The following is a 22,597-nucleotide window of genomic DNA, read 5'->3' on the forward strand; positions in this document are numbered from 1 at the left end:
TACCACAAAAACAGAAAATGAACGATCAAAAATCATACAAAGCAAACTGAAATACACTGATATTGTCTTAAAATTTGAGACAGTCAAGCTATGAAGCACTTATTATTTTAAAATGGAATTTAGTCATTTTGATAAAGTTGATTAAAACGCTTAACGTCGAAGCCTTTCAGCACTTGGTCACCTATTTTAAGTACAGGTACACCACGCAAGTTTAACTTTGAAAATTCTTTTTGTCCTGCCGGTGTTTTAATATTACACATTCGAAAAGCAATTTTTTTATCTTCAAGGTAACGTTTAGCTGTTTGACAATGAGGACAGTTACTCATGGTATAGAGGATTATACGTTTCATTATAATAAATTTTTTGAAGTTGATTTTATAATAATTATCGCATAATTTGAAAATTATTATGCGATGTTATCGTAGTCTGAAGAGATTAAGTTGCTTGCCATTGCTTAGTCACTAAGACCTTATTTTGATGCAGCACTTGTGCTTCAAAAGTATCACCAGCTATAACTTCGCCAACACCCGCAGGTGTGCCAGTCATAACAATATCGCCATCTTCAAGTGCAATAAAAGATTGAATTTCATTAAGAATTGCTTGGGGGGAGTGTAACATCATAGCAACTGAACCTGACTGTCGACACTCACCATTGATATATAGTGCCAAGGATAAATCATCATCAATCGAATTTAATGTAATAAAGTCACTGAACAGCGCTGAGCCTGTGAACGCTTTGGCACGCTCCCAAGGTAAGCCTTTTATTTTTAATTGAGATTGTAATGCTCTTTTAGTTAAATCTAAACCTATAGCAACCGCACAAAACTCACCTTGCTGATACATAAAGCAAAGCTCTGCTTCATAATGCAACACTTCTTGATGGTAAGACTGGAGTTGTTCTGAAATCGCGGCATTAGGTTTAATAAATAGTACCATATTATCAGGAACTTCATTCCCAAGTTCACTGATATGTTCGACATAGTTACGTCCAACACAGATTATTTTAGAAGGTGTAATATTGCTATTAGCGACTTTAACCGAATTCATTTGACAGCCCTTTCAAATAAGTTAAAGCACCATTCTAAAGCTTAATATGATCTATTTTCTATACTTTAACTAACTTTAATTCAGGTTTAGCAACGTGCAACGGTGGAACTTTAACAATGTCCGATACTCTTTGCTTTTGCTTAAAACGGTCAAAGTTAACTGTATCCAAGCCTAATTGTTGACTCATTTTAACAAATGTTTGGTAGTCCTCACGGGTGAAATCGTCATCTTCCCTAGTAAGTAAACCATCGATATAAGCACTATTACCATTTAAAGCAAAATTAGCAACGGCTGAGTAGGGTTTACCAAAATCATCTACACGTATTGCGCGTACTGACTTTACTTCAAAAATCCATTTATCGATTTGAACATAGCGGGACAAAGTATCTGCGGAAGGTTGATCTTTCATGTGGGGGCCTTTAATTGAGTAAAAAAAGTCGACTGTTTGGTTGGGAATAACGCAGACAGTCGAAAAAACGAGCTATTAGCTCATAGCTAAGCAACTATAGCAAAGATTTTTTCATATTTGCTAAATATTGATTAAATTCTTCTTCACTAATTTCTTGATCGCTGTTTGCATCAATTTTAGCGAAGTTTTTCGTTAACATATCATTTTTTACTACTTCGGCAATGCTTAAGGTATTATTTTTATCCATATCATAGTCTGCTACTAATTTTGAAAAAGATGCTGCTTTATCAGACATTTTAGGGAGTGATTTGCTAACATCGTTTCCAGCAAATACTATGCTTGATACTAGTGATGCCGCAACTACCGTAATTGAAAGTGTTTTTAAACTAAAACTGTTCATACCTGAATCCTTTTTTTATTAATTAAGAGGACATAATTAACTATGTCAAACATGGAAAATACTACTTACTGATGTAGTACTGCACATGTCATGCCAAAACATAACCCTATGATTAATAATAAATTAATTTCAATAAATCAAATATAGTGTCACCATCTAGCAACAACTTATCGCTATGATTTAAAAAAAACCAATTATAAAACTTAAAATAAAAGTAAAATCAAATAAAAAACAATAACTTATAAAATAAAAAGTACTGTTAAATTTTTGTCTCCATTTTGAGACACCATTGTTTTTTTCATGTTTTTAGCTAACACTACGGTGGTATATATTTAGCTAAGAGGCCGTAATAAGCATTGTGGGGAATTTAACAAAATTAATTAGTCGAGCACATAAAAGGAGTTTGACGCTGAAAAGCTTATCAATAAAGTCGTTAACCCTGTTAGGTTTTGGCTTAGTTGCTTTGCCATTGGTAATCGCATTAATTTTTGGGGCATCACAAGTTAATACCCTAGCGAATAAAAGTGCAGAAGCTATTACAGATATTACGAAAATATTGGATCAGCAACAATTACTCAAAAGCAGCCAAATTAAGTTGGAACGAAGTGCTGCACAATTTTTAGTTTTACGCGACCCTGCTTTAGCCGAAAATTATATTGAGCAAAGTAAACAGATTTTACATTTGGCTGAGCAACTAATGCTTGCAAGCCAAGACAACAAATTTCAAGACCTGCTAACGAACTACGCCCTAACTATCACTGAGCTGATAGAGTCGACAATACCAGAAGCTGAAACAAAGCCCCCCACTGACAGTACAATACTCAAGCCATTACAGATTCAATTTAATGCTTTGAACACTATTTATGAAAACATTACCCAGCGCAGTAACGTCCTTAACACAACATACATTAATAACATAAAGCAAGCAGCACAGGCCGTTCGCGATATTATGATACAAAGCTTAGTTATTATTCCAGTGAGTATACTTTTAGCCGCGATATTTATTTACTTAATCACGAGCCCATTGAAAATATTAACTCGAAATATTTTTCAATTACAGCAAGGAAACTTTGATCATGAAATTAATGTGCATGGCTCTCCAGAAATTCAAGAAATAGCACAGGCTTTAGAAAATATGCGGACACGACTTCAAGCGCTAGAGTTGCAAAAATCAAGCTTTATCCGTCATATATCACATGAATTAAAAACACCTTTAGCTGCTATTAGAGAAGGCACTGAATTGCTATACGACAATAGTGTGGGTGAGTTAAATGCAGAACAACAAGAAATTGCTCATATCATTAAAGACAGTGTATTTCGTTTGCAAAAACACATTGAAGATCTACTCGACTTCAATATTGTACTCGACTCTACAAGTTTACAAGACTCAGAATTAATACAAATAAATGACGTGGTTTTGCAAGTTATTTCAGATAGAAAATTAGACATAAAACGTAAAAAATTGACTTTTAACAAAAACTTAAATGACATCGTTTTAATTAGTAACCGCAAACAAATAGCCGTTATTATTGATAATATATTATCCAACGCCATAAAGTACTCTCCCGATGAAGGCGAAATAAATATTTCTTCCTCTCTATCCAACGAGCAATTACAACTCCAAATTAGCGATCAAGGAATAGGGATAGCTCAAGAAAATCAAAACAAAATTTTTGATGCTTTTTACCAAGGTCCCCCACCTGAAATCAGTATTATAAAAGGAAGCGGCTTAGGCCTAACCATTGTTAAAGAACTTTTATTACGTCTTAACGGCAGCATTGAAGTGTTAAATGTTCCAAACAATTGTCAAGGCACAAGAATACAAATAACATTGCCACGCGCTTTTTATCAAGAGGAACAAGTCTAATGGCCTATAGTCAGCAACGCTTTTTTGTAATTTCACTATTGTGTATGACTATAGTGTTATCTTCAGGGTGCCAACTTACCTCAAATAACGTTAATTCTCGTTTAACTTATGGTGAGTATTACCTAGCGTTGCAGCAGCTGAGCCCACAACAAATTTTAGAAGAGGTGATAAAACAGCAAACGCAGGTAGAGCAAATATCTAATGAATCGCCTAACTACAACGCACAAATTAAATTGCTCTTACTTTACAGCTCACCCAAGTCACCTATTTATAATAGTTTTCACGCAAAAATGTTATTAAATAAGTTAAAAAATGAAGAAAACGATGCTGCATTCGCATCTATTACGCCTAGCGAGCAAGCCCTTATTTCGTTATTACATGATCAGTTAAATCAGCGATTGTTAATGAGAAATAGATTGATAGCGGAGCAAAAATTACAACAAGAAAACTTCCAAAAAACTGGCTCTATGCAGCAACAAAATGCCATAAAAATACAACAGAATTTAATCGAGCAGGTTAAATTATTAGAACAAACAATTAAGCAGCTAAAAGATATTGAACAAGCTATTGATAAGCGCGATCAGTAATTAGAAGTTAAAGCGGAATATTTGTTTAATGCCACGCTAACTAGCTAAATTTATACATTATAAATACCGAGAATACCTCATGACCCAAATTAATCAGACTATCGCTGAAGTTGATAGTAAAATTTTAATCGTTGATGACGACCCTAGCTTATTGCGATTACTGGGTATTCGTTTATCCGCGGCAGGCTATCAAGTTGAATCAGCAAAAAATGCCAAAATAGCTTTAGGAAGACTAGAAAGTTTTCACCCGCAATTAGTAATCAGCGATCTAAAAATGGAAGGCATGGACGGTATGGCCTTGTTTGAACAAATTAGAGCTAAACATCCCCATATTCCGGTAATTATTATGACCGCCCACGGCACAATACCTGATGCGATCAATGCCACAAAACAAGGCGTATTTAGCTTTCTCACTAAGCCATTTGAAAGTAAAGAGTTACTCGATATAGTGCAGCAGGCTATTCGACTGCAACCAGCAGAGCTGAACTATAATCAAGTAGATAGCCAATGGCGTGATAAAATTATTAGTCGCAGCACAATAATGGAGTCACTTTTACAACAAAGTAAACAAGTCGCAAAAAGCGACTTTAGCTTACTTATCCATAGCCAAAGCGGCACAGGTAAGGAGCTGTTAGCTAAAGCTATACATTTAGCTAGTCCAAGGCACACACAAACATTTACCGCGATAAACTGTGCTGCAATTCCTGAACAATTATTAGAGTCAGAACTGTTTGGTCACACTAAAGGTGCCTTTACTGGTGCTGAAAAAAATCATATTGGTTTATTCCAAGCGACTGATGGCGGAACGCTTTTTCTAGATGAAATTGGTGATATGCCCATGAATTTTCAGGTCAAACTTTTACGAGCATTACAAGAGCGAGAAGTTCGCCCTGTAGGTAGCACACAATCGATAAAAGTTGATGTAAGAGTTATTTCAGCAACTCATAAAAACTTACAGCAAGCCATAATAGATAAAACTTTTCGTGAAGATTTATATTATCGGCTTAACGTCGTTGAATTAGAATTACCCCCGTTAAGTGAACGAAGAGAAGACATCCCATTACTTGCCCAGTATTTTTTAAGTCGGTCTGTTGAACAATCTCATATTAATATTACCGGCTTTTCACAAGAAGCGATGGAGATATTGATCAGTGCTACTTGGCCTGGAAATATTCGCCAATTACAAAACGTTGTTGAACAAACAGTCGCTTTATCTAATGAGCCACTCATTAGCGAAATGTTAGTAAAAAATGCCCTACGCGATAAAGCCACTATTTTACCTTCTTTTGTACAAGCTAGAGATAAATTTGAACGTGACTACCTCGCCAAGCTTTTAAAAATAACCGCGGGAAATGTTTCTCAAGCGGCTAAAATAGCACAAAGAAATCGTACTGAATTTTATAAATTACTTAACCGCCATCATTTGTCTGCAGAGGCATTCAGAGATGAGTAAAGTCATTGCCGCCAAAGTTTTTATGGCGGTTATTTCATCATAATTACCGTTTAAATGACTTAATCAATGGCTAATAATTCAACATCAAATATTAACAAGGCACCTGCGGGTATTTTACCTGTTGCACTATTTCCGTAGCCGAGAGCTGCGGGGATAAATAAACGGGTTTTCTCTCCAGTAACCATTAACTGTAAGCCTTCAGTCCAGCCTTTAATTACCTGATTTAAACCAAAACTGATCGGCTGATTCCTTTCAACAGAGCTGTCGAAAACTGTGCCATCAAGTAAAGTCCCATGATAATGAACTTTCACTTTTGAGCTAGCCACAGGATGTGTTTCGCCATCTCCTGCTGATAATACTTGATACTGCAATCCAGAATCAGTTTCAATAACACCTTCAAGCTGTTTATTTTTTTGTAAAAACTGCTCGGCTTGAAGTGCATTTACTTTTGCCGCCTCTTGGTTCGCATTACTGCGAATAAAATAGCTTACAATTAAACCTAACACTATGATTAACAAGATGTACTTAGTCATTTTATTCCTTATTTATTATTTATTATTTATTATTTATTATTTTAAAGTTTACAAATCAAATACTGTGCTACCTCTATCAATACCTGCAACTTCCAACTTTGTCAGCTCTCTACTTTCTCCTGCCGCTAGGTTGTTATCAAGTGCTAAGTTTCCGATAGCGCATCGATGCAGAGCCATTACAGGGTTGCGAAAACGACCAAACATGCGTTTAATTTGATGATAACGCCCTTCAATAAGCTCAACTTGTGCTTGATAGTCAGAAATTATGGTTAACTTTGCCGGCTTCGTGGTTATATCTTCAAAAGCAAAGTACATCCCCTTGGCAAACGCCTGCACGTACTCTTCATCAAGTTTATTTTTTAACGTCACCATATAGCGCTTGGTTACTTTCTTCTCAGGTAAGGTTAAACGTTCAGACCAACGGCTATCGTTCGTCATTAATACTAAACCTGAAGTATTTAAATCAAGACGACCAACAATATGCAGTTCGCTTTTGTAAGAGCAGCTAAGTAAATCAATCACTGTTTTATGCTGAGTATCACGGGTAGCACTTACCACACCTATTGGCTTATTAAGCATAATATAATAGGGAGGGTTATCTTGGATTACCTGACCATCAAATATTATGTGGCTAAAGGTATCGATTATTTCATCAGCGTCATGAGCAATTTCGCCGTTAATCAACACCCTATTTTGTGCCAAAATCAATCGCACTCTTTTGCGACTGACTTGGCAATGTTGAGCTAAATATCGATCTAGCCTCGCCTTATTTAATGCCACAATTAGTAACGACTAAAAAGCAACGCGCTAAACCAAATCTTTAATAAGGTGAATATCACGTTGTGGGAATGGTATTTTAATATTGGCATTATCCAACGTGGTATAAATTTCTTTATAGGCCTTATATTTCGAACTATATAAATTTTCAGTTGGCGTCCATAAACGCACCGCTATATTAATTGAACTATCAGCAAAGGCATCAATACCAATCAAAGGCTTACGGGCTTTGCTGACGATATCTAGCTTACCAAGTGCATCTTCAAGCATTGCCACAACTTCTAACGGATTTTCACTATAATCTATGCCAACACTCAATTCTAAAAGCGAATCATGTTTGGAGTTATGTAAAACCTCACCGACAATATGCTTATTGGGAATAGTAATTTCTACATCATCTTCATCAGTCAAAATGGTATAGGCTAAAAGTACCTCTTTAACTAAACCTCGAACGCCTTGTACGGCAATAGTATCTCCAACAACAAAAGGTCGGATAATGATAATATTAAAACCCGCGGCATAATTAGATAACAGCCCTTGCAGTGCTAAACCCGCACCAAGTGAAATAGCACCAATAGCGGCAATAAAAGGGGTAACACTAATACCTAATTTACCTAAGGCTATGATACCAATCATCACCACAATCAGCATTTTACTCGCGTTCGCTAAAAAGCGACTTAAGGTAACATCAAGTTTATGTCGTTCACATAACCTGAGTACTATGTTGGCTATTTTACCCGCAAAAAGAAAACCAATAATCAGAATGATTATCGCACCAATAAGTTGAAAACTATAATTGGTAAAAAATTCGACAATAATATTGTAAATCCGGCCGACTTGGTCAATTTCATTTTTAAGTAAGCTTGCGGGATCTAAGGTTTTTATAACCTGATCAGTGGTGCTTTCGGGACTAGATTCAGCCATAAATTCATTCCATTTAATGTTCATTACTCAGTGTGCCTATAGTACGACAATTTTCCGCTTAATTTACAATATTATTAGTAATTACTAGATAAAGTTCATAATTATTAAGCTATGTTCGTTTTCGCTGATTAAGAATAAACCAAAAGCACAAAACCTGTTATTGAGCAGCTTAAAACATGCCAGATATACTTATTTTCAATAACTTAGGTAACCACTAATCATAATAAAAATAAAATAACGGTTGCTTATCAATAAATCATCAGGCTAGAATCTAGCCACATTTAAGCATATTAAAAAACTTAAACGTTTGACTTGTCGGAGTGCCAAAGGGCTGAGATCGCGAAAGCGGGATCCGTAGAACCTGATTAGATTAACATCTGCGAAGGGAACAAGTAGTAGCATTTAACGCGAGTATATTTTGCGTTAAGTGCTATTCCTCGTTACTACCCCATAAAGCTCCGCCTAACTTTTATTTTATAAAAACAGGTGAGAGAACATGAGTTCAATATCAAGACGCGAGCGTCGAAACCAAGCAACACAATTTTTAAAAAACGTTGCCGATCAATCTTTTCCAAATTCCAACAAAGTTTACGTTGCGGGTGAAATTCACGATATCCGTGTGGGCATGCGTGAAATTTCGTTATCTGACACCTTAATTAATGGTAATCAAGACAATCCTAGCTATGAGAAAAACCAACCATTATGTGTCTACGATACCTCAGGGTTTTATACCGATGACACCGTCAATATAGATGTGCATAGAGGAATACCTCGCTTACGTGATAGCTGGATTGAGTCACGCAAGGATGTTAAATTCTTATCAGGAAAAACGTCGACATATAGCCAACAGCGCTTAGCGGATGAAGGTCTGGACCATATTCGCTTTGAACATTTGCCCAAAGTGCGTAAAGCAAAAAATGGTAAAAACGTTACGCAAATGCATTACGCACGCCAAGGTATTATTACGCCAGAAATGGAATATATTGCCATTCGTGAGAATATGAAAAGACAAGAAGTTAAAGACGAAATGTTGCTGCAACAACACCAAGGTCAATCATTTGGTGCCAGTATTCCAGAAACAATTACGCCAGAGTTTGTTCGCGAAGAAGTCGCTAGAGGTCGTGCGATTATTCCCGTCAATATTAATCACCCAGAAGTGGAACCTATGATAATCGGCCGAAACTTCTTGATTAAAGTCAACGCTAATATCGGTAACTCTGCCGTAACCTCCTCTATCGAAGAAGAAGTAGAAAAACTCGTTTGGTCAACAAAATGGGGAGCAGACACTGTGATGGATCTTTCGACTGGTCGTTATATTCATGAAACCCGAGAGTGGATCATTCGCAACTCTCCGGTTCCCATTGGCACAGTGCCTATTTATCAAGCATTAGAAAAAGTTAATGGTATCGCTGAAGACCTTACATGGGAAATATTTCGAGATACTTTAATTGAACAAGCAGAGCAAGGTGTTGACTACTTTACTATTCATGCGGGCGTATTATTAAGATATGTCCCGATGACCGCTAAACGCCTGACTGGCATTGTCTCTCGCGGCGGTTCAATCATGGCAAAATGGTGCTTAGCACATCATCAAGAAAACTTTCTTTACACCCATTTTGAAGATATTTGTGAAATATTAAAAGCCTACGATGTTTCATTTTCTCTAGGAGATGGCTTACGTCCGGGTTCAATTGCCGATGCCAATGATGAAGCACAATTTTCTGAATTACGCACTTTAGGTGAGTTAACAAAAATAGCATGGAATCATGACGTTCAAACCATTATTGAAGGTCCAGGTCACGTACCACTGCATATGATTGAAAGAAATATGGCTGAACAACTCAAGCATTGTGGTGAAGCGCCTTTTTATACTTTAGGGCCACTGACGACAGATATTGCACCTGGCTATGATCACATTACATCAGGTATTGGCGCCGCGAATATAGGTTGGTATGGTTGCGCCATGCTTTGTTATGTAACGCCAAAAGAGCATTTAGGTTTACCAAACAAAGAAGATGTAAAAGAGGGCTTGATGACTTATAAAATCGCGGCTCATGCTGGTGATTTAGCCAAAGGTCATCCGGGCGCACAGATCCGTGACAATGCCATGTCAAAAGCTCGTTTTGAGTTTCGTTGGTATGATCAATTTAATATTGGTTTAGATCCTGAAAAAGCACGTGCTTATCACGATGAAACATTGCCACAAGAGTCAGGTAAAGTCGCGCATTTTTGTTCGATGTGTGGCCCTAAGTTTTGCTCGATGAAAATATCGCAAGAAGTGCGAGACTATGCTGCAGACTTAAGCAATGCTGCAAACACTGAACAGAGCATTGAAATCAAACTACTTGATGAAACTATCAGCATTTCAGCACAAGGCATGGCAGAAAAATCTGTCGAGTTTAAAGCCAGCGGCAGCGAGCTTTATCATCCCGTTACAAAATCGTTTAGCCAATAGCGCAATTTAGCTTAATTATGCCAACCATCGCTATTATAGGCGCCGGCCTAATGGGCCGCTTGGTAGCCTTGTCGTTAAATCGACAAGGCTACCAAGTAACGCTATTCGATAAAGACAAAAAAAACGCTCAGCAAAGTGCGGCTTATGCCGCCGCCGGTTTATTAACACCGCTTGGCGAAGCTATGCATAGCCCTGCCAACATTGTTGAAATGGGTTTTGCTGCTTTACCGCTATGGCCAAAATTGCTTAGCACATTGTCTGGTTATAATTTTTTTCAGCAAACAGGTTCACTCGTTGTTAGTCATGAACAAGACATAGCTGACTACCAAAGATTAACGCGATTTCTTGCGAATAATTACCCAAACCATACACAACAAAAGCTAAATAGAACCGAGCTTTCGGCACTAGAACCAGAACTTGCCCGTAAATTCTCACAAGCATTATATTTACCAGAGGAAGGCCAAATTGGTAATCGAAAATTACTGCTCGCTTTACGTCAGCAATTAATCGATGAAGGCGTTAAATGGCACAGCGAGTCTGAAGTTATTGCCATAAAAACAGACAGTTTTAGTGCTGGCTGTCATATTCGTTTTCAAACTTGTGGTAATAGCAGCCAATATCAGCTGTTTGACCTTGCCATTGACTGTCGGGGAGTTGGCGCAAAAAAATCAATTAAACGCAATAATCAACTCAGTGCTGAACTTAAAGATTTACGAGCTGTTCGTGGTGAAATTTTTCAACTTTTCAGTACTGAAGTTAATCTTTCACGACCGATTAGACTCATGCATCCGCGCTATCAAATTTATATAGCACCCAAGGGTAAAGGCCATTTTGTCGTTGGAGCGACAGAAATTGAAAGTGATGACACCGCGCCCATGACAGTACGCTCAGCCATGGAGTTACTTAGTGCAGCTTATAGTGTTCATCCGGGTTTTGCTGAAGCTAATATTCGTCAACATATTAGCCAACTGCGTCCGGCTTTTAGCGACAATCAACCAAAAATCATGTCGCATAATGCCCTAATACAAGTCAATGGCTTATACCGTCATGGCTTCTTAATTGCCCCAGTAGTGCTTGCTCAAGTAGTAGAGCATGTCGACAATATAATGCTAAAGCAGAAAAAGTCAGTTGATAATTATCAATATGCTCATTGGTTACCGGTTAGCCAATCTATGAGCAATATTTCTTGTTAAAGCACAGCTGCAATCGCAATAACATTTCTGCGAATAGAGGAGATAACAATGAAAATATATATTAATGGCAACGCTTTTGAGCTGCCTAACAGTTCAAAGAAAAATAGTATCGAAATGGTATTAACAAAAACATTACCCAAAAACCAGCAACAGCAAAGCTTTGCGCTAGCACTTAATGGGGACTTTGTTGGTCGAGATGAATACCAAAACACCTTTGTGAGCGATAAAGACAGTATTGATGTACTTTTCCCAATTGTAGGAGGTTAAGGCATGTCACTTAACATTTATGGTCAACCGCTAAATAGTCGTCTATTAATTGGCTCTGCGCTTTACCCATCACCTGAAGTGATGAAACAAGCCATTGTAGCCAGCGGTTCACAAGTGGTGACTTTATCACTTAAACGTCAAAACCCACTGGCCGAGTCAGGTGATAAAATTTGGCGTTACATTCAAGAAACCGTTAAACAGAATCAAGGCTTTTTGCTACCAAATACAGCAGGCTGTAAAAGTGCTAAAGAAGCGATAACCTTAGCTAAAATGAGCCGAGAGTTATTTCAAACCCAGTGGATAAAGCTTGAAGTTATTGGCGATGATTACAATTTACAACCTGATCCAATAGAGTTGCTGATCGCTACCGAAGTGCTCCTTGCGGATGGCTTCAAGGTTTTACCTTATTGCACCGATGACTTAGTCATTTGCCAACGTTTATATGCTCTAGGTTGCCAAGTAATCATGCCGTGGGCTTCACCAATTGGCACAGGTAAAGGCTTAATGAACCCATATAACTTGGCCACTATTCGCCAACGATTACCGGAAGCGACATTGATACTAGATGCTGGCATTGGTAAACCCTCAGATGCCTGTATTGCCATGGAAATGGGCTATGACGGCGTGCTACTTAATAGCGCCATTGCCCTTGCCGATAATCCGATACTGATGGCAAAAGCTTTCGCAAGAGCAGTTTCAGCAGGAGAATCTGCATATATCGCCGGAACCATGCCTGAGCGTCAGACTGCTCACCCGAGCACGCCAACGCTAGATACGCCTTTTTGGCATCAACCGGAACATATGTAATGACCATAAACCCTTCGTTTCTCGCCAGCAAGTTGACAAAAAAGCCAATAATTTGGAGCATTTCCGGTGCCGACTGCTCAGGAGGTGCTGGAATTGCTGCTGATATTAAAACCGGTCATAGTCTCAAGGTTGAGGTCTGCCATTTAATTACCGCCAATACCGTACAAAACTCCAAACGAGTAAGCTCGATTAATCCCATTGATGTGAAAATTTTAGCCGAGCAAGCACAAGCTCTACGTATTGATAAGCCGCCAGCTGTAATAAAAATAGGCTTAATTGCTAACGGCGAGCAAATCAATTGGCTTGTCGCATTACTATTGTCACTTAAAGCGCAATTGCCTGACTTACTTGTGGTTTATGATCCTGTTGGTCAAGCGAGTGTCGGTGATTGCTTAACAACATTATCGGCCACCAACTTAGTATCACTACTCCCACTAATTGATGTCATCACACCAAACGTTTTTGAAGCGAAGCAATTAAATGCCCTTCACGAAAAACGATCCAACAACGATACACTTAACATGGCGGAAAATATTTTACTTTTAGGTTGTAACGCGGTGATCATTAAAGGCGGACATGCGACCGCTGAAATATCGAGTAACGCTAAAACATATTGCACTGATATATGCTTACAAAACTTAAGCTCTACACCGAGTGAAGCTATAACTAAAACCCAGTTATTCACTTTGCAATCACCTAAACTTGATACAAATTATAGTCATGGCGGTGGTTGCAGCTTTGCCAGTGCACTAGCGAGCTTTCTAGCGCATGGTTATTTATTGCGTGATGCCTTCACACTGACTAAAGCGTTTATTAATCAAGGCTTATCGTTAACAACTGAAATAAGTACTGAAATAGTTAACGCCAATATCAATAATAAAAGTGAAATAAATCGCTATTATGGTGCATTTGAGCAAGGTATGTGGCCTTTAAAACCAACGGACTTCCCCGTTATTGTCAACCCACTTTATCGGCGGTTTCAGTCATCACCTTGTTTCAAGTCACTCAATTTAGCCGATGTAGAAAAGCTTGGCCTTTACCCTGTAATAGGTTCTCTGACTTGGCTCGAGCGATTATTACCTTTGAATTTAAATATTATTCAACTGCGTATTAAAAATAACGATATAAAAATAGTAGAACCACTGATAGCTAAAGCTGTGGCAATGGCCCGTGATTATAAGTGTCGATTATTTATTAACGATCATTGGCAACTTGCTATTAAATACGGGGCATATGGCGTTCATATCGGCCAAGAAGATCTGAACTGTGCAGATTTAAGCGCTATTGCTAAAGCGGGTTTACGTTTGGGTATCAGTACTCATGGCTGTTATGAGTTTTTATTAGCAAAGCAACTACAGCCTTCTTATCTTGCTATTGGTGCTATCTTCCCAACAAAAACCAAAAATATGACAGGCCAAATTCAAGGATTAACGAACTTAACGCAGATTTTGGCACTAGCAGATACTATTCCTGTAGTCGCCATTGGTGGCATTAACCAACAACGACTAGAACAGGTATGGAGCACAGGAGTGAATGCGGTTGCAGTTGTTACCGCTATCACCGAAGCTAAGCACCCCATTATCGCAGCTCAAGCTATGCAAGCGCGTTTAACTTAAGTTAAGTTAAGTTAAGTTAAACGCGGAACAATAATAATTACCGGGTCATTGAAATAATTTCAGGATGGTTAATAAACTCATCAAGTTCATCTTGGGCATTAGGAAATTGAGCTCGGTGTTTTTGTAGAATGGCAATGGCATTATTCATCGCTAATTTACTTTGTAGATCAATTTCTGCTTTTTCATCTTTCACCAACGAGTGACTTTGAGACAATGTATTACGAATAACGTCCATATCTATTTTAGTCCCAGGACAAGATTTACTGGTTCTATAACGCGATGAAATAATATTTTTTTTCACTAATTCATTTAACTCTCGATGACCAATAACTTTATCCAACGGTATTGAAAACTCTGTCATCAACTGTTCTATTAAGCCATAAAGGCTTTTATATTGAGCAAGTGTAAAATCAAATTTATCACCGTGACCAATACAGCAGATACCTAAAGAACGGCTATTTAATCCTAAAGCATGCGCACCCGCTTTATTGGTTAATCGACCTATTTCAATTTCACCGTCGATTTTGAGGTCATGCTGGTCATTTAAAATCACAAAATGATAGCCAATACCTGACCAATTTCGTGCTTTATGCCATTGGTCAATCATATCTCGGTCACAATTTTTGCCAGTAAAAGCAGCTGTATGGAGCACAATATATTCTGGAAACATCGGAGTTATCCTTATTAAAGATGTTACTTGCAGTTATGCTAGAGCAATTATAAAAATGAGGAGAGGTACAGCCAATGAGGAATGATGCTTTTAAAGCAGTTAATGAGCTAATTTCCACCTAACTCGCTATAGCACCATTTGGTGTATGACTTCATAGAGAGTAAATAATTTATTAGGTAGCAATTAATAACGTGCCTGATGCTGATAAAGCAAACCCAAAGTCGCCACATTTAGTTTTAATTATCACAACAAAGTTTAGCTGCTTTTGAAGACAAAACAATGTCAGTTAAATGGCTTACTCAAGTGCTTATAAATTTTTAGTGAAATTTAGTAGCGTGTTAAAAGAAAAGGATCCCCATTTTAAATTTAGTATTGTATTTTCAGAGCTAAAAACTCTACTATTTAAAATGAGTCTTCGAAAGTGGATAAAAATGACAATAAAATCAACTAACAAACCATTTATAATTTTTGCTGCTTTATATGCTTTTTTACTTGGCATCTTCATTTTAGCTGGCTTTTTTATTAACAGCAGCAAGTTAATACCACAACCCCATTTTTTTTCGATGCTAAATAACGGTACCGTATTTGATTTTTTATTAATTGGCTTTAGCCTATTTTCAGCAGTGTTAGTATGCTTTTTCGCTGTAGTACTTTATTTGCAAAAAAATACCCAAGAAAAATCATCTATAAATGCAGAACTGCTAGTCTTAGACGGTTGTGCTGACATTATATGGCACTGGAATATAACCGCTAATACCTTAGGTTTTTCTGGTAGTTTGCTTGACCAACTTGGTATTGAGTTTGATAAAAAACATCATACTTTTGATGAGTGGATTAAACAGCTGCACCCTGAAGATAAAGATAACACCCTCAACGCGCTCAATAGTCACATAGTAAATAACACACCTTATAATGTTGAGTTTCGCATGAAAGCGAAAGATGAATCTTGGTATTGGTTTCATTCAAAAGGACAAGCACGATTTAATAACAGCGGCAAAGCAATACAAATGATTGGTGGTATGAATGATATAACCCACAGCAAAGCAATATATTTTGAGCATGAATACTTAATTAAAGCACTTGAAAAAAATAATAGTGAATTAGACAACTTAATCTATATTGCCTCACATGATTTAAAAGCGCCTCTGCGGGTAATTGAAAACATTTCACATTGGCTAGAAGAAGATTTAGGCGAACGTTTAGATAACAGCAGCAAAGAAAACTTGTTACTTTTGCGTAGCCGAATTCATAGAATGGAAAAACTACTAAAAGATCTTCTAGAATATTCTCGCATAGGCCTTAAACCTGAAAAAAGCTACGATGAAATGATCAGTGGCGATGAACTCATTCAAGATATAACCTTATTAGCTTCTATACCTGATGGTTTTCGCATGATTGTTAACAAGGAGTTTTTACCGCTTAAGGTTAATAAAATGCCATTACAGCTAATTTTATTAAACCTTATAGATAATGCTATCAAACATCATAATAAAGAGAATGGCTTAATCGAAATTGATATAAAAGAAAGTAATCTTCAATATACCGTAAGTGTTAAAGACGACGGCCCTGGCATTGCTCCAATATACCATCAACGAATATTTGAAATGCTGCAAACACTTAAACCACGTGACCAAGTTGAAGGCAGTGGCATGGGGCTTTCTATTGTCCGGAGGCATATTGAATTACTTGGTGGCACAATAAGAGTTGAATCAGAAGTAGGAAAAGGTAGCACTTTCATATTTAAATGGCCGAAAAAACCAAACTAAGCTTGTCATACTCAATATAAATAGTGCCTAAAAATAAGGCTCGATATAAATTAGTCCTTTCAATTACTGGTTTAAAATATGTTTACTATATGATGAAAGCAATAATCAGAGTATTAAAAGCATCATGGTGCCAACCTGATTATTCGCTAAACTATTCATCCCCGATAAGCACACAGTGAAAGCGCATATTAAATCAAAGCTATAATATTAATAGATAGCTATTAGCCACTACTCATTTATTTAAGTTACTCGTGAAATATTTTAGTCATACAGAGGTCCTAACCACCTGTAACCTATTTATAATGCCCCAAATAGCATACTATAACGCTGATTTAATAAATACTGGCTTTATGGTATTACGTTTTACGCGTAACCTTAGTTAGCCAATTGATAATAATAAAAAAATCAGGAATAATTTAAAAAATATGACTCAATCAACACTGAGAATATTTCATATTGAAGACGACGATGGCGACGCTATACAAGTTAAACGCGATTGCGCTAAAGAGTTTGAAGAGCGAAATTTCACTTTAACGCGTGCCCATACAATAGATGATGCGCTGTTAACCATTAAAACATCTTATTTCGACGTGATCTTGTTAGACTTAAACCTAGGCGATGATCAAGGTTTAGAAAATCTTCGAGAAATTAAAGAACTGAGTCCCGATTCACCTATCGTTGTGTTAAGTGGTCTTGATGATACTAATACGGCATTGGAAGCAATTCGTGGTGGTGCTCAAGAATATATTATTAAATCTAACTACAATAGCCGCCAGCTAGGCTTAGCTATACTGTCTTCCATTGAGCGCAAAGCATTTGAAAGACATTTATATCAATTAGCTAATAAAGATGAATTAACCGGCTTACATAACCGACGTGCATTTAATAATTATTTAAGACCTTGGCTCGTACGTGCCTCTCGTTGGAAGCGAACCGAAACAGTTATGTTTATGGACGTAAACAACTTTAAACAAGTCAATGACACCTTAGGACATGATGTTGGTGATTTGCTGCTTCAACATATTGCAAAAACTCTACGCTCTGGCTTACGTTCATCTGACATGCTAGCCCGTTTTGCAGGTGATGAATTTGTAGTGCACTTAGATGCTAAATCTCAAGAATCTGCAGAAATCAGTGCCACTATAGCAGAGAAAATAAGTGCTTTATTCGAAAAGCCCGTGTTGATTGGTGGGCATTTAATAAAAACAAGTGTCAGCATAGGTATTGCCTTTTACCCTGATCATGGCGAAGATACTTCTGCACTGATTAAAAGTGCTGATACTGCCATGTATCAAGCTAAAAATGATAATCTACCCTATGTATTTTATCAGCATAAAGAAGCGCTTAAATTTAGCTCGAATTAATAAACACGCGTTGTACATTAGGTTCGATAAAGCACTTTAATGACATGCCAACCAAATTTAGTTTTAACGAGGTGTGGTTCTAATATGGCTCCTTTAAATGCTATTTTATCAAACTGAGGTACCATTTGACCTCGTTTAAACTCACCTAAATCACCGCCCTTTTTGCCAGACGGACATGTCGAATACTTTTTAGCCAAGGTTTGAAACTTCGCTCCTTTACCCAACTGCTTAATAATATCTTCTGCAATTTCTTTGTGCTTAACCAATATGTGAAGTGCGTGCGCAGTAGCTGCCATGTATAAGCCTTTTTAATATCATTTGATAAACACGCGTATTATAGCGGATCATGAGTTAACTATTTTAATATAATCTTTCAGACATAACAAAGCCCCAACGCTTTCGAATCAGGGCTTTTGAATCATTTATAAACTAAACGTTAACAACTACATCAAATGACAATAGTAAAGTCTACTCAGTTAAATAAACTTTGGTGCTTTAGGGTGATCATTTCTGCGTGTAATATACAAAATACAATCGCCTTGTCCTTTTTGCTTAAACTTACGTACTGCCCCTATTGGTGTAGTAAAAGTATCACCTTTTGCTATCTAGATGAGAAGTTCATCGAATTTCAGACACAAAAAAACCGACTTTAAAAGTCGGCTTGTTTGTTATAGCCCTTTAAAAAAAGGAGAAAAGAATGGTACCAGCGGTCGGACTCGAACCGACACGTCTTTCGACAGGGGATTTTGAATCCCCCATGTATACCAATTTCATCACGCTGGCATTCTTTTTCTATAACTTTCTTTAGCATGTCTACATCGTAAACATCCTGAAGAGGCAGGCATTATACGAAAAATAACTCCTTTGGCAATAGTTTTTCTTTTATTATCGCCTGAGTGCTGTTTATTTGTTCATGATGCAATAATCTAAGTAGAGGCCAGTTGTTTATCCAGCCAAACTCTTGCGTCAAATGCATTATCAAAAAAGGCATGATTAAAACCAGCCGCACGATATATTTTAGAAAATAAGTTTTCTGTTAATAGCGATGTTGTGCAATAACCTAGGTTTAAAGCTACGGCTTTTGTATTACTCTTACGAATGAAATTCAGATGATACTCTAAGCCCTCTTCTACAGTTATAGCCTCGCCTTTAAGTGTTAATAATACACCATAATTACGCTGGTCAACTTGTTTGACTGCCCATATCAACTGCTTGTGTAAATAAGCTAGGTACTGAATATTCCAAGGGCCTTGTGCTTCAATCAAGATAAGGTTGTCCTCGATTGTTAACTCCAGTGAGCTATTGTTTTCATATAAAGTCATCATTAAGCACCTTGTTTTTGCTCGCACTTAATAACTCATATCCGCTAGCTAAAATTGGATGAAAATTAAATATTATGCTCACTTACTTATACTTTTATATGCCTTTTGTTAGACTAGCGCAAATTTTTCTATTGATATGGCTATGTCATTAACTTCTAGTTCACATTTTCCTCGGGCAGGTTTTCGTCGCCGTTTAGCTTCATGGCTTTATGACGCATTAATCGCGGTTGCTGTTTATATGACAGCTGGCGCAGCTTCATTTTTAATTATTTCACTTATGGTTCATTTTGGTGTTTTTGACTTGCAAGGTTATCAGCACTTAAGCGACACTATAAGAAACACTCCGTGGTTACTCTGGCCAAATGAGCTTTGGAAACTGGGCTGGGTTTCATTATTTTTCATATGGTTTTGGTCTAAAAGCGGGCAAACTCTAGGAATGAAAGCTTGGCGATTAAAAGTTCAAAACCAAGATGGTAGTTTAATAACCAAGACAACGGCATTAAAACGTTTATTCCCAACATTATTTGGCTTGGGTAATTTTACTGTTTTAGTTGATAGAAAGCATAAATTGAGCCTTCAAGATAGACTTACGAATACTGAAGTGGTGTTGTTAACCCTTGAAGCTAATCGTGGCAGGCTTTAATAATTTGTCATTAAGAGGTTGTTTAACATCAAGAGGAATAGGCACAATATTCATCTTGATGTTTGAGTATATAGTTATCTAACTTTGCTAACTTGCCCGCCTATTCATTAAATAAAGAGCAACACTGACAAAAATAATGCTGGGCATAAAAGCACCAAAAATAGCGGGCAGCTGATACACTAAACTCAGCGAGCCAAGCACTTCATTAACAATAAAGAATAAAATTCCTGTTGCCACACCCATCATAATTCTTGCTCCCATCGAGACCGAACGTAATGGACCAAAGATAAATGATAACGCCACCAACAACATCACAGCTAAGGTGATAGGTTGTGCTATTTTACGCCAAAATGCGAGCAAATACCGACTCTTATCTTGTTTGTTGGCATCAAGATAGTCTAAATAATCACTTAACCCTCTCAGTGATAAAGATTCTGGTTTTACCGTTACCACGCCTAATTTGTCTGGTGTTAAGGTTGAACTCCAAGACATTACGTCTTGGCTTTCTTTAGTAATTTCTTTTGCGCTGATTTTAGTTTCAATCACATCGCGTAATTGCCAGGCATTTTTTTGATAAACAGCACTACTCGCCGATACCCAACTTGACAGCTTAAGTTGTTCATTAAATCGGTAGATTTGAACATCTTTTAAAGAACCTTGATCTTGTACTTCACCAATATGGACAAAATAGTCGCCATCTTTGGCCCAAGTTCCAGCTGTTGATGAGATCAAACTACCGCCTGAAATTGCCTGAGCACGCACTTGACGTGCAGCGGCTTCACCTTGAGGTGCTAGCCATTCGCCAACCGCCATGCTAACTACAATTAACAACAAGGCTGATTTCATTACTGATTTAATAATATCAAGACGAGATAGTCCTGCCGCCTGCATAACAATCAATTCGCTGCTACTTGCCATCATGCCCATGCCGATTAAACCGCCAATTAAAGCTGACATAGGGAAAAATAACGACACATCTTGCGGAACAGCATAAAGAACGTAAAGCGCAGCATGAGCTAAATCGTAATTGCCTTTGCCCACTGACTTCATTTGTTCAACAAATTTAATGATGCCACTTAAACTGACAAATACAGCTAAAGTGAGAAAGGTAGTTGAGGCAATAATACGACCTATGTACATATCTAAAATACGCATTAAGAAGCCCCTTTATTGTTGACTAGTTTTGCTTTAAATTTACGTCCGCTCGCGCGACCTTTAACCAATAGACTAAAACCTAATATCAGCACCACAAAATGCACGGGCCATAACCCTATATATTGCGCAACAGAGCCTTTTTCTATGCCTGAGCGAACTGCCGTTAACAATAAGAAATAACTTAAAAAAAGTAAGAGCGCAGGTAGCATTTTACCAAATTTACCTTGGCGTGGATTAACTACGCTTAACGGTACCGCGACCAAAGTCATGATAATACAGGCCAATGGAAAGGCAATTCGCCACTGGCTTTCAGCGCTCGCTTCAGGCGTAGTTTCTTGGTATAGATCATCAGTAGGTATTGCACTTAATTTACGGCGTTTATGCTCAACTTTCTGATCTTGAATTTGAATATAGTATTTATCAAAAGTAACTTGTCGAAACTCTTTATTTTTAATATCGTTTTGATATCGCGTACCTGCAGAGAGTATCAAGCGTTGTAAGCCTGTTTCTTCTTCAACGACTTGTCCTGTAGCCGCATAAACGAGGCTTGAGTCAATAACACTTGAGTTTGGCGTATCTTCATCAGGAAGTTGAGCAACAAATACTTTTTCAAAAGTATTGTCATCTCTATTTTTATCATGGATAAAGACCACCGCTTTTTTATTACCTGTAGCTTGAAATCGCCCAGCAATAAGCGAGCTTAATCCTGAGTCAGCTGCAATTTGATCTTTAACTTGATATTCATACTCAGCAGCCATGGGTGACAAGTACAGCGTAAATATGCCCGTAACTATGGCCGTTACAAAACCCAATATTAGCGTCACACGCACCACATACCATTCACTGACACCACAAGCATGCAGCACTGTCATTTCGTTATCAGCGTAAATCCGACCATAAGCCAATAAAACGCCGAGAAAAAAGCTCAGCGGTAAAATCATGCCAGCCAAATCGGGGATTTTCAGACCAATAAAGGTCATCACTAAATGACCTGGAATACCTCCTTCCGAGGCGTCATCAAGTACGCGCACAAATTTATTGCTGATAAATATTGTCATGATGACAAGAAATACAGCAAGCTGAGTTTTGGCAACTTCTTTGAGTAAATAACGAAATATAATCACAAAGTGATCCTATAAAAACTTTCTATAAAACATAGTTTTTTTCTGACATACAGCCATTTTTTGCGTAAACTTGTTATTTTTAGCATTAAGTTAAATATAAGCTTATCAGGTAATGCTGTGCAATCCGGCTATAATTATAGCCTTTAGCAGAATACAATTAAAAGCAAGCTTAGCGATTATTTACTGTTTTTAGCAAGCTTATTAGTATATTTTCTATA

Annotated in this window: 23 protein-coding genes, 1 tRNA gene and 1 riboswitch; of the genes, 11 read left to right on the plus strand and 13 right to left on the minus strand. The window is 37.5% G+C overall.

Annotated elements, in window-relative coordinates:
- Positions 1–119: 119 nt before the first annotated feature.
- The 4 genes from DBO93_RS15780 to DBO93_RS15795 form a co-directional block, all read right to left on the minus strand.
- A complete protein-coding gene (locus DBO93_RS15780; protein WP_108457197.1) occupies positions 120–350 on the minus strand; it encodes a glutaredoxin family protein in 231 nt (76 codons plus the stop codon).
- Between the two features lie 85 nt (positions 351–435).
- The gene (locus DBO93_RS15785; protein ID WP_108457198.1) at positions 436–1,047 is read right to left on the minus strand and encodes a fumarylacetoacetate hydrolase family protein; all 612 of its coding nucleotides are present in this window, start codon (positions 1,045–1,047) and stop codon (positions 436–438) included.
- A 58-nt stretch (positions 1,048–1,105) separates the two neighbouring features.
- Positions 1,106–1,456 (minus strand): hypothetical protein, encoded by a 351-nt coding sequence (locus DBO93_RS15790; RefSeq protein ID WP_108457199.1) that lies wholly within the window; start codon positions 1,454–1,456, stop codon positions 1,106–1,108.
- A gap of 94 nt (positions 1,457–1,550) precedes the next feature.
- Positions 1,551–1,856 carry a hypothetical protein gene (locus DBO93_RS15795; RefSeq protein WP_108457200.1) on the minus strand — a complete coding sequence of 102 codons (306 nt, stop codon included), beginning with the start codon at positions 1,854–1,856 and terminating at the stop codon, positions 1,551–1,553.
- 403 nt (positions 1,857–2,259) lie between these two features.
- On the opposite strand from DBO93_RS15795, the gene DBO93_RS15800 reads away from it, so the two are divergent.
- The 3 genes from DBO93_RS15800 to DBO93_RS15810 all read left to right on the plus strand — a co-directional run bounded on the left by DBO93_RS15800 (position 2,260) and on the right by DBO93_RS15810 (position 5,763).
- On the plus strand, positions 2,260–3,723 hold the full coding sequence (locus DBO93_RS15800) for a HAMP domain-containing sensor histidine kinase (protein ID WP_108457201.1): 1,464 nt from the start codon (positions 2,260–2,262) through the stop codon (positions 3,721–3,723).
- On the plus strand, positions 3,723–4,310 hold the full coding sequence (locus tag DBO93_RS15805; protein ID WP_108457202.1) for a hypothetical protein: 588 nt from the start codon (positions 3,723–3,725) through the stop codon (positions 4,308–4,310). The genes DBO93_RS15800 and DBO93_RS15805 overlap by 1 nt, the downstream gene beginning before the upstream one ends.
- Positions 4,311–4,389: 79 nt before the next feature.
- Positions 4,390–5,763, plus strand: a complete 1,374-nt coding sequence (locus tag DBO93_RS15810) for a sigma 54-interacting transcriptional regulator (protein WP_275403654.1) — start codon at positions 4,390–4,392, stop codon at positions 5,761–5,763.
- Positions 5,764–5,822: 59 nt separating this feature from the next.
- Here the strand turns inward: DBO93_RS15810 and DBO93_RS15815 are convergent, their stop codons facing one another.
- Genes DBO93_RS15815 through DBO93_RS15825 form a run of 3 tightly spaced genes read right to left on the minus strand, consistent with a single transcriptional unit; the run spans position 5,823 to position 7,997 of the window.
- The gene (locus tag DBO93_RS15815; protein WP_108457203.1) at positions 5,823–6,296 is read right to left on the minus strand and encodes an FKBP-type peptidyl-prolyl cis-trans isomerase; all 474 of its coding nucleotides are present in this window, start codon (positions 6,294–6,296) and stop codon (positions 5,823–5,825) included.
- A gap of 48 nt (positions 6,297–6,344) precedes the next feature.
- Positions 6,345–7,076: a 16S rRNA pseudouridine(516) synthase gene (locus DBO93_RS15820; RefSeq protein ID WP_108457204.1), complete on the minus strand. Its 732-nt coding sequence runs from the start codon at positions 7,074–7,076 to the stop codon at positions 6,345–6,347.
- Between the two features lie 27 nt (positions 7,077–7,103).
- On the minus strand, positions 7,104–7,997 hold the full coding sequence (locus tag DBO93_RS15825; protein WP_108457887.1) for a mechanosensitive ion channel family protein: 894 nt from the start codon (positions 7,995–7,997) through the stop codon (positions 7,104–7,106).
- A 306-nt stretch (positions 7,998–8,303) separates the two neighbouring features.
- A riboswitch (TPP riboswitch) is annotated at positions 8,304–8,402 on the plus strand.
- A gap of 91 nt (positions 8,403–8,493) precedes the next feature.
- On the opposite strand from DBO93_RS15825, the gene thiC reads away from it, so the two are divergent.
- From thiC to thiE, 5 genes are read left to right on the plus strand one after another with little or no spacing between them, the layout of a single operon-like run.
- On the plus strand, positions 8,494–10,452 hold the full coding sequence (gene thiC / locus DBO93_RS15830) for a phosphomethylpyrimidine synthase ThiC (protein ID WP_108457205.1): 1,959 nt from the start codon (positions 8,494–8,496) through the stop codon (positions 10,450–10,452).
- A gap of 17 nt (positions 10,453–10,469) precedes the next feature.
- Entirely contained in the window at positions 10,470–11,645 is a 1,176-nt protein-coding gene (gene thiO, locus DBO93_RS15835; RefSeq protein WP_108457206.1) for a glycine oxidase ThiO, read from the plus strand.
- A 48-nt stretch (positions 11,646–11,693) separates the two neighbouring features.
- Positions 11,694–11,912: a sulfur carrier protein ThiS gene (gene thiS, locus DBO93_RS15840; RefSeq protein WP_108457207.1), complete on the plus strand. Its 219-nt coding sequence runs from the start codon at positions 11,694–11,696 to the stop codon at positions 11,910–11,912.
- A 3-nt stretch (positions 11,913–11,915) separates the two neighbouring features.
- The gene (locus tag DBO93_RS15845) at positions 11,916–12,719 is read left to right on the plus strand and encodes a thiazole synthase (protein WP_108457208.1); all 804 of its coding nucleotides are present in this window, start codon (positions 11,916–11,918) and stop codon (positions 12,717–12,719) included.
- A complete protein-coding gene (gene thiE, locus DBO93_RS15850; RefSeq protein WP_108457209.1) occupies positions 12,719–14,335 on the plus strand; it encodes a thiamine phosphate synthase in 1,617 nt (538 codons plus the stop codon). Before DBO93_RS15845 ends, thiE begins: the two co-directional genes overlap by 1 nt.
- Positions 14,336–14,372: 37 nt before the next feature.
- Here the strand turns inward: thiE and DBO93_RS15855 are convergent, their stop codons facing one another.
- Entirely contained in the window at positions 14,373–15,005 is a 633-nt protein-coding gene (locus DBO93_RS15855) for an N-acetylmuramoyl-L-alanine amidase (RefSeq protein ID WP_108457210.1), read from the minus strand.
- Positions 15,006–15,436: 431 nt separating this feature from the next.
- Between DBO93_RS15855 and DBO93_RS15860 the strand changes: the two genes are divergently transcribed.
- Together DBO93_RS15860 and DBO93_RS15865 are read left to right on the plus strand one after the other, a co-directional pair.
- Positions 15,437–16,771, plus strand: a complete 1,335-nt coding sequence (locus tag DBO93_RS15860; RefSeq protein ID WP_162533804.1) for a PAS domain-containing sensor histidine kinase — start codon at positions 15,437–15,439, stop codon at positions 16,769–16,771.
- A 425-nt stretch (positions 16,772–17,196) separates the two neighbouring features.
- Positions 17,197–18,135, plus strand: coding sequence for a diguanylate cyclase (locus DBO93_RS15865; protein WP_108457212.1), 939 nt, complete (start codon positions 17,197–17,199; stop codon positions 18,133–18,135).
- Between the two features lie 17 nt (positions 18,136–18,152).
- On the opposite strand, the gene DBO93_RS15870 is transcribed toward DBO93_RS15865, so the two are convergent.
- The 3 genes from DBO93_RS15870 to DBO93_RS15880 form a co-directional block, all read right to left on the minus strand.
- Positions 18,153–18,431 (minus strand): peptidylprolyl isomerase, encoded by a 279-nt coding sequence (locus tag DBO93_RS15870; RefSeq protein WP_108457213.1) that lies wholly within the window; start codon positions 18,429–18,431, stop codon positions 18,153–18,155.
- Positions 18,432–18,833: 402 nt separating this feature from the next.
- Positions 18,834–18,918, minus strand: a tRNA-Leu gene (locus tag DBO93_RS15875).
- A gap of 143 nt (positions 18,919–19,061) precedes the next feature.
- On the minus strand, positions 19,062–19,460 hold the full coding sequence (locus tag DBO93_RS15880) for a hypothetical protein (protein WP_162533805.1): 399 nt from the start codon (positions 19,458–19,460) through the stop codon (positions 19,062–19,064).
- Positions 19,461–19,599: 139 nt separating this feature from the next.
- Here DBO93_RS15880 and DBO93_RS15885 point away from each other — a divergent pair, with 139 nt between their 5' ends.
- A complete protein-coding gene (locus DBO93_RS15885) occupies positions 19,600–20,100 on the plus strand; it encodes an RDD family protein (protein ID WP_108457888.1) in 501 nt (166 codons plus the stop codon).
- A gap of 87 nt (positions 20,101–20,187) precedes the next feature.
- Here the strand turns inward: DBO93_RS15885 and lptG are convergent, their stop codons facing one another.
- Entirely contained in the window at positions 20,188–21,255 is a 1,068-nt protein-coding gene (gene lptG, locus DBO93_RS15890) for an LPS export ABC transporter permease LptG (RefSeq protein ID WP_108457215.1), read from the minus strand.
- Positions 21,255–22,379 (minus strand): LPS export ABC transporter permease LptF, encoded by a 1,125-nt coding sequence (gene lptF, locus DBO93_RS15895; RefSeq protein WP_108457216.1) that lies wholly within the window; start codon positions 22,377–22,379, stop codon positions 21,255–21,257. Before lptF ends, lptG begins: the two co-directional genes overlap by 1 nt.
- Positions 22,380–22,597: the final 218 nt, after the last annotated feature.

Origin of the sequence: Colwellia sp. Arc7-D (assembly GCF_003061515.1) — a bacterium.
In the GTDB taxonomy this organism is placed as follows: Bacteria; Pseudomonadota; Gammaproteobacteria; order Enterobacterales; family Alteromonadaceae; genus Cognaticolwellia.

Coding starts and splice junctions, on each gene's coding strand:
- DBO93_RS15780 (WP_108457197.1), bottom strand. CDS start 350: ATGAAACGTATAATCCTCTATACCATGAGTAACTGTCCTCATTGTCAA.
- DBO93_RS15785 (WP_108457198.1), bottom strand. CDS start 1,047: ATGAATTCGGTTAAAGTCGCTAATAGCAATATTACACCTTCTAAAATA.
- DBO93_RS15790 (WP_108457199.1), bottom strand. CDS start 1,456: ATGAAAGATCAACCTTCCGCAGATACTTTGTCCCGCTATGTTCAAATC.
- DBO93_RS15795 (WP_108457200.1), bottom strand. CDS start 1,856: ATGAACAGTTTTAGTTTAAAAACACTTTCAATTACGGTAGTTGCGGCA.
- DBO93_RS15805 (WP_108457202.1), top strand. CDS start 3,723: ATGGCCTATAGTCAGCAACGCTTTTTTGTAATTTCACTATTGTGTATG.
- DBO93_RS15810 (WP_275403654.1), top strand. CDS start 4,390: ATGACCCAAATTAATCAGACTATCGCTGAAGTTGATAGTAAAATTTTA.
- DBO93_RS15815 (WP_108457203.1), bottom strand. CDS start 6,296: ATGACTAAGTACATCTTGTTAATCATAGTGTTAGGTTTAATTGTAAGC.
- DBO93_RS15825 (WP_108457887.1), bottom strand. CDS start 7,997: ATGGCTGAATCTAGTCCCGAAAGCACCACTGATCAGGTTATAAAAACC.
- thiC (WP_108457205.1), top strand. CDS start 8,494: ATGAGTTCAATATCAAGACGCGAGCGTCGAAACCAAGCAACACAATTT.
- thiO (WP_108457206.1), top strand. CDS start 10,470: ATGCCAACCATCGCTATTATAGGCGCCGGCCTAATGGGCCGCTTGGTA.
- thiS (WP_108457207.1), top strand. CDS start 11,694: ATGAAAATATATATTAATGGCAACGCTTTTGAGCTGCCTAACAGTTCA.
- DBO93_RS15845 (WP_108457208.1), top strand. CDS start 11,916: ATGTCACTTAACATTTATGGTCAACCGCTAAATAGTCGTCTATTAATT.
- thiE (WP_108457209.1), top strand. CDS start 12,719: ATGACCATAAACCCTTCGTTTCTCGCCAGCAAGTTGACAAAAAAGCCA.
- DBO93_RS15855 (WP_108457210.1), bottom strand. CDS start 15,005: ATGTTTCCAGAATATATTGTGCTCCATACAGCTGCTTTTACTGGCAAA.
- DBO93_RS15860 (WP_162533804.1), top strand. CDS start 15,437: ATGACAATAAAATCAACTAACAAACCATTTATAATTTTTGCTGCTTTA.
- DBO93_RS15865 (WP_108457212.1), top strand. CDS start 17,197: ATGACTCAATCAACACTGAGAATATTTCATATTGAAGACGACGATGGC.
- DBO93_RS15870 (WP_108457213.1), bottom strand. CDS start 18,431: ATGGCAGCTACTGCGCACGCACTTCACATATTGGTTAAGCACAAAGAA.
- DBO93_RS15880 (WP_162533805.1), bottom strand. CDS start 19,460: ATGATGACTTTATATGAAAACAATAGCTCACTGGAGTTAACAATCGAG.
- DBO93_RS15885 (WP_108457888.1), top strand. CDS start 19,600: ATGTCATTAACTTCTAGTTCACATTTTCCTCGGGCAGGTTTTCGTCGC.
- lptG (WP_108457215.1), bottom strand. CDS start 21,255: ATGCGTATTTTAGATATGTACATAGGTCGTATTATTGCCTCAACTACC.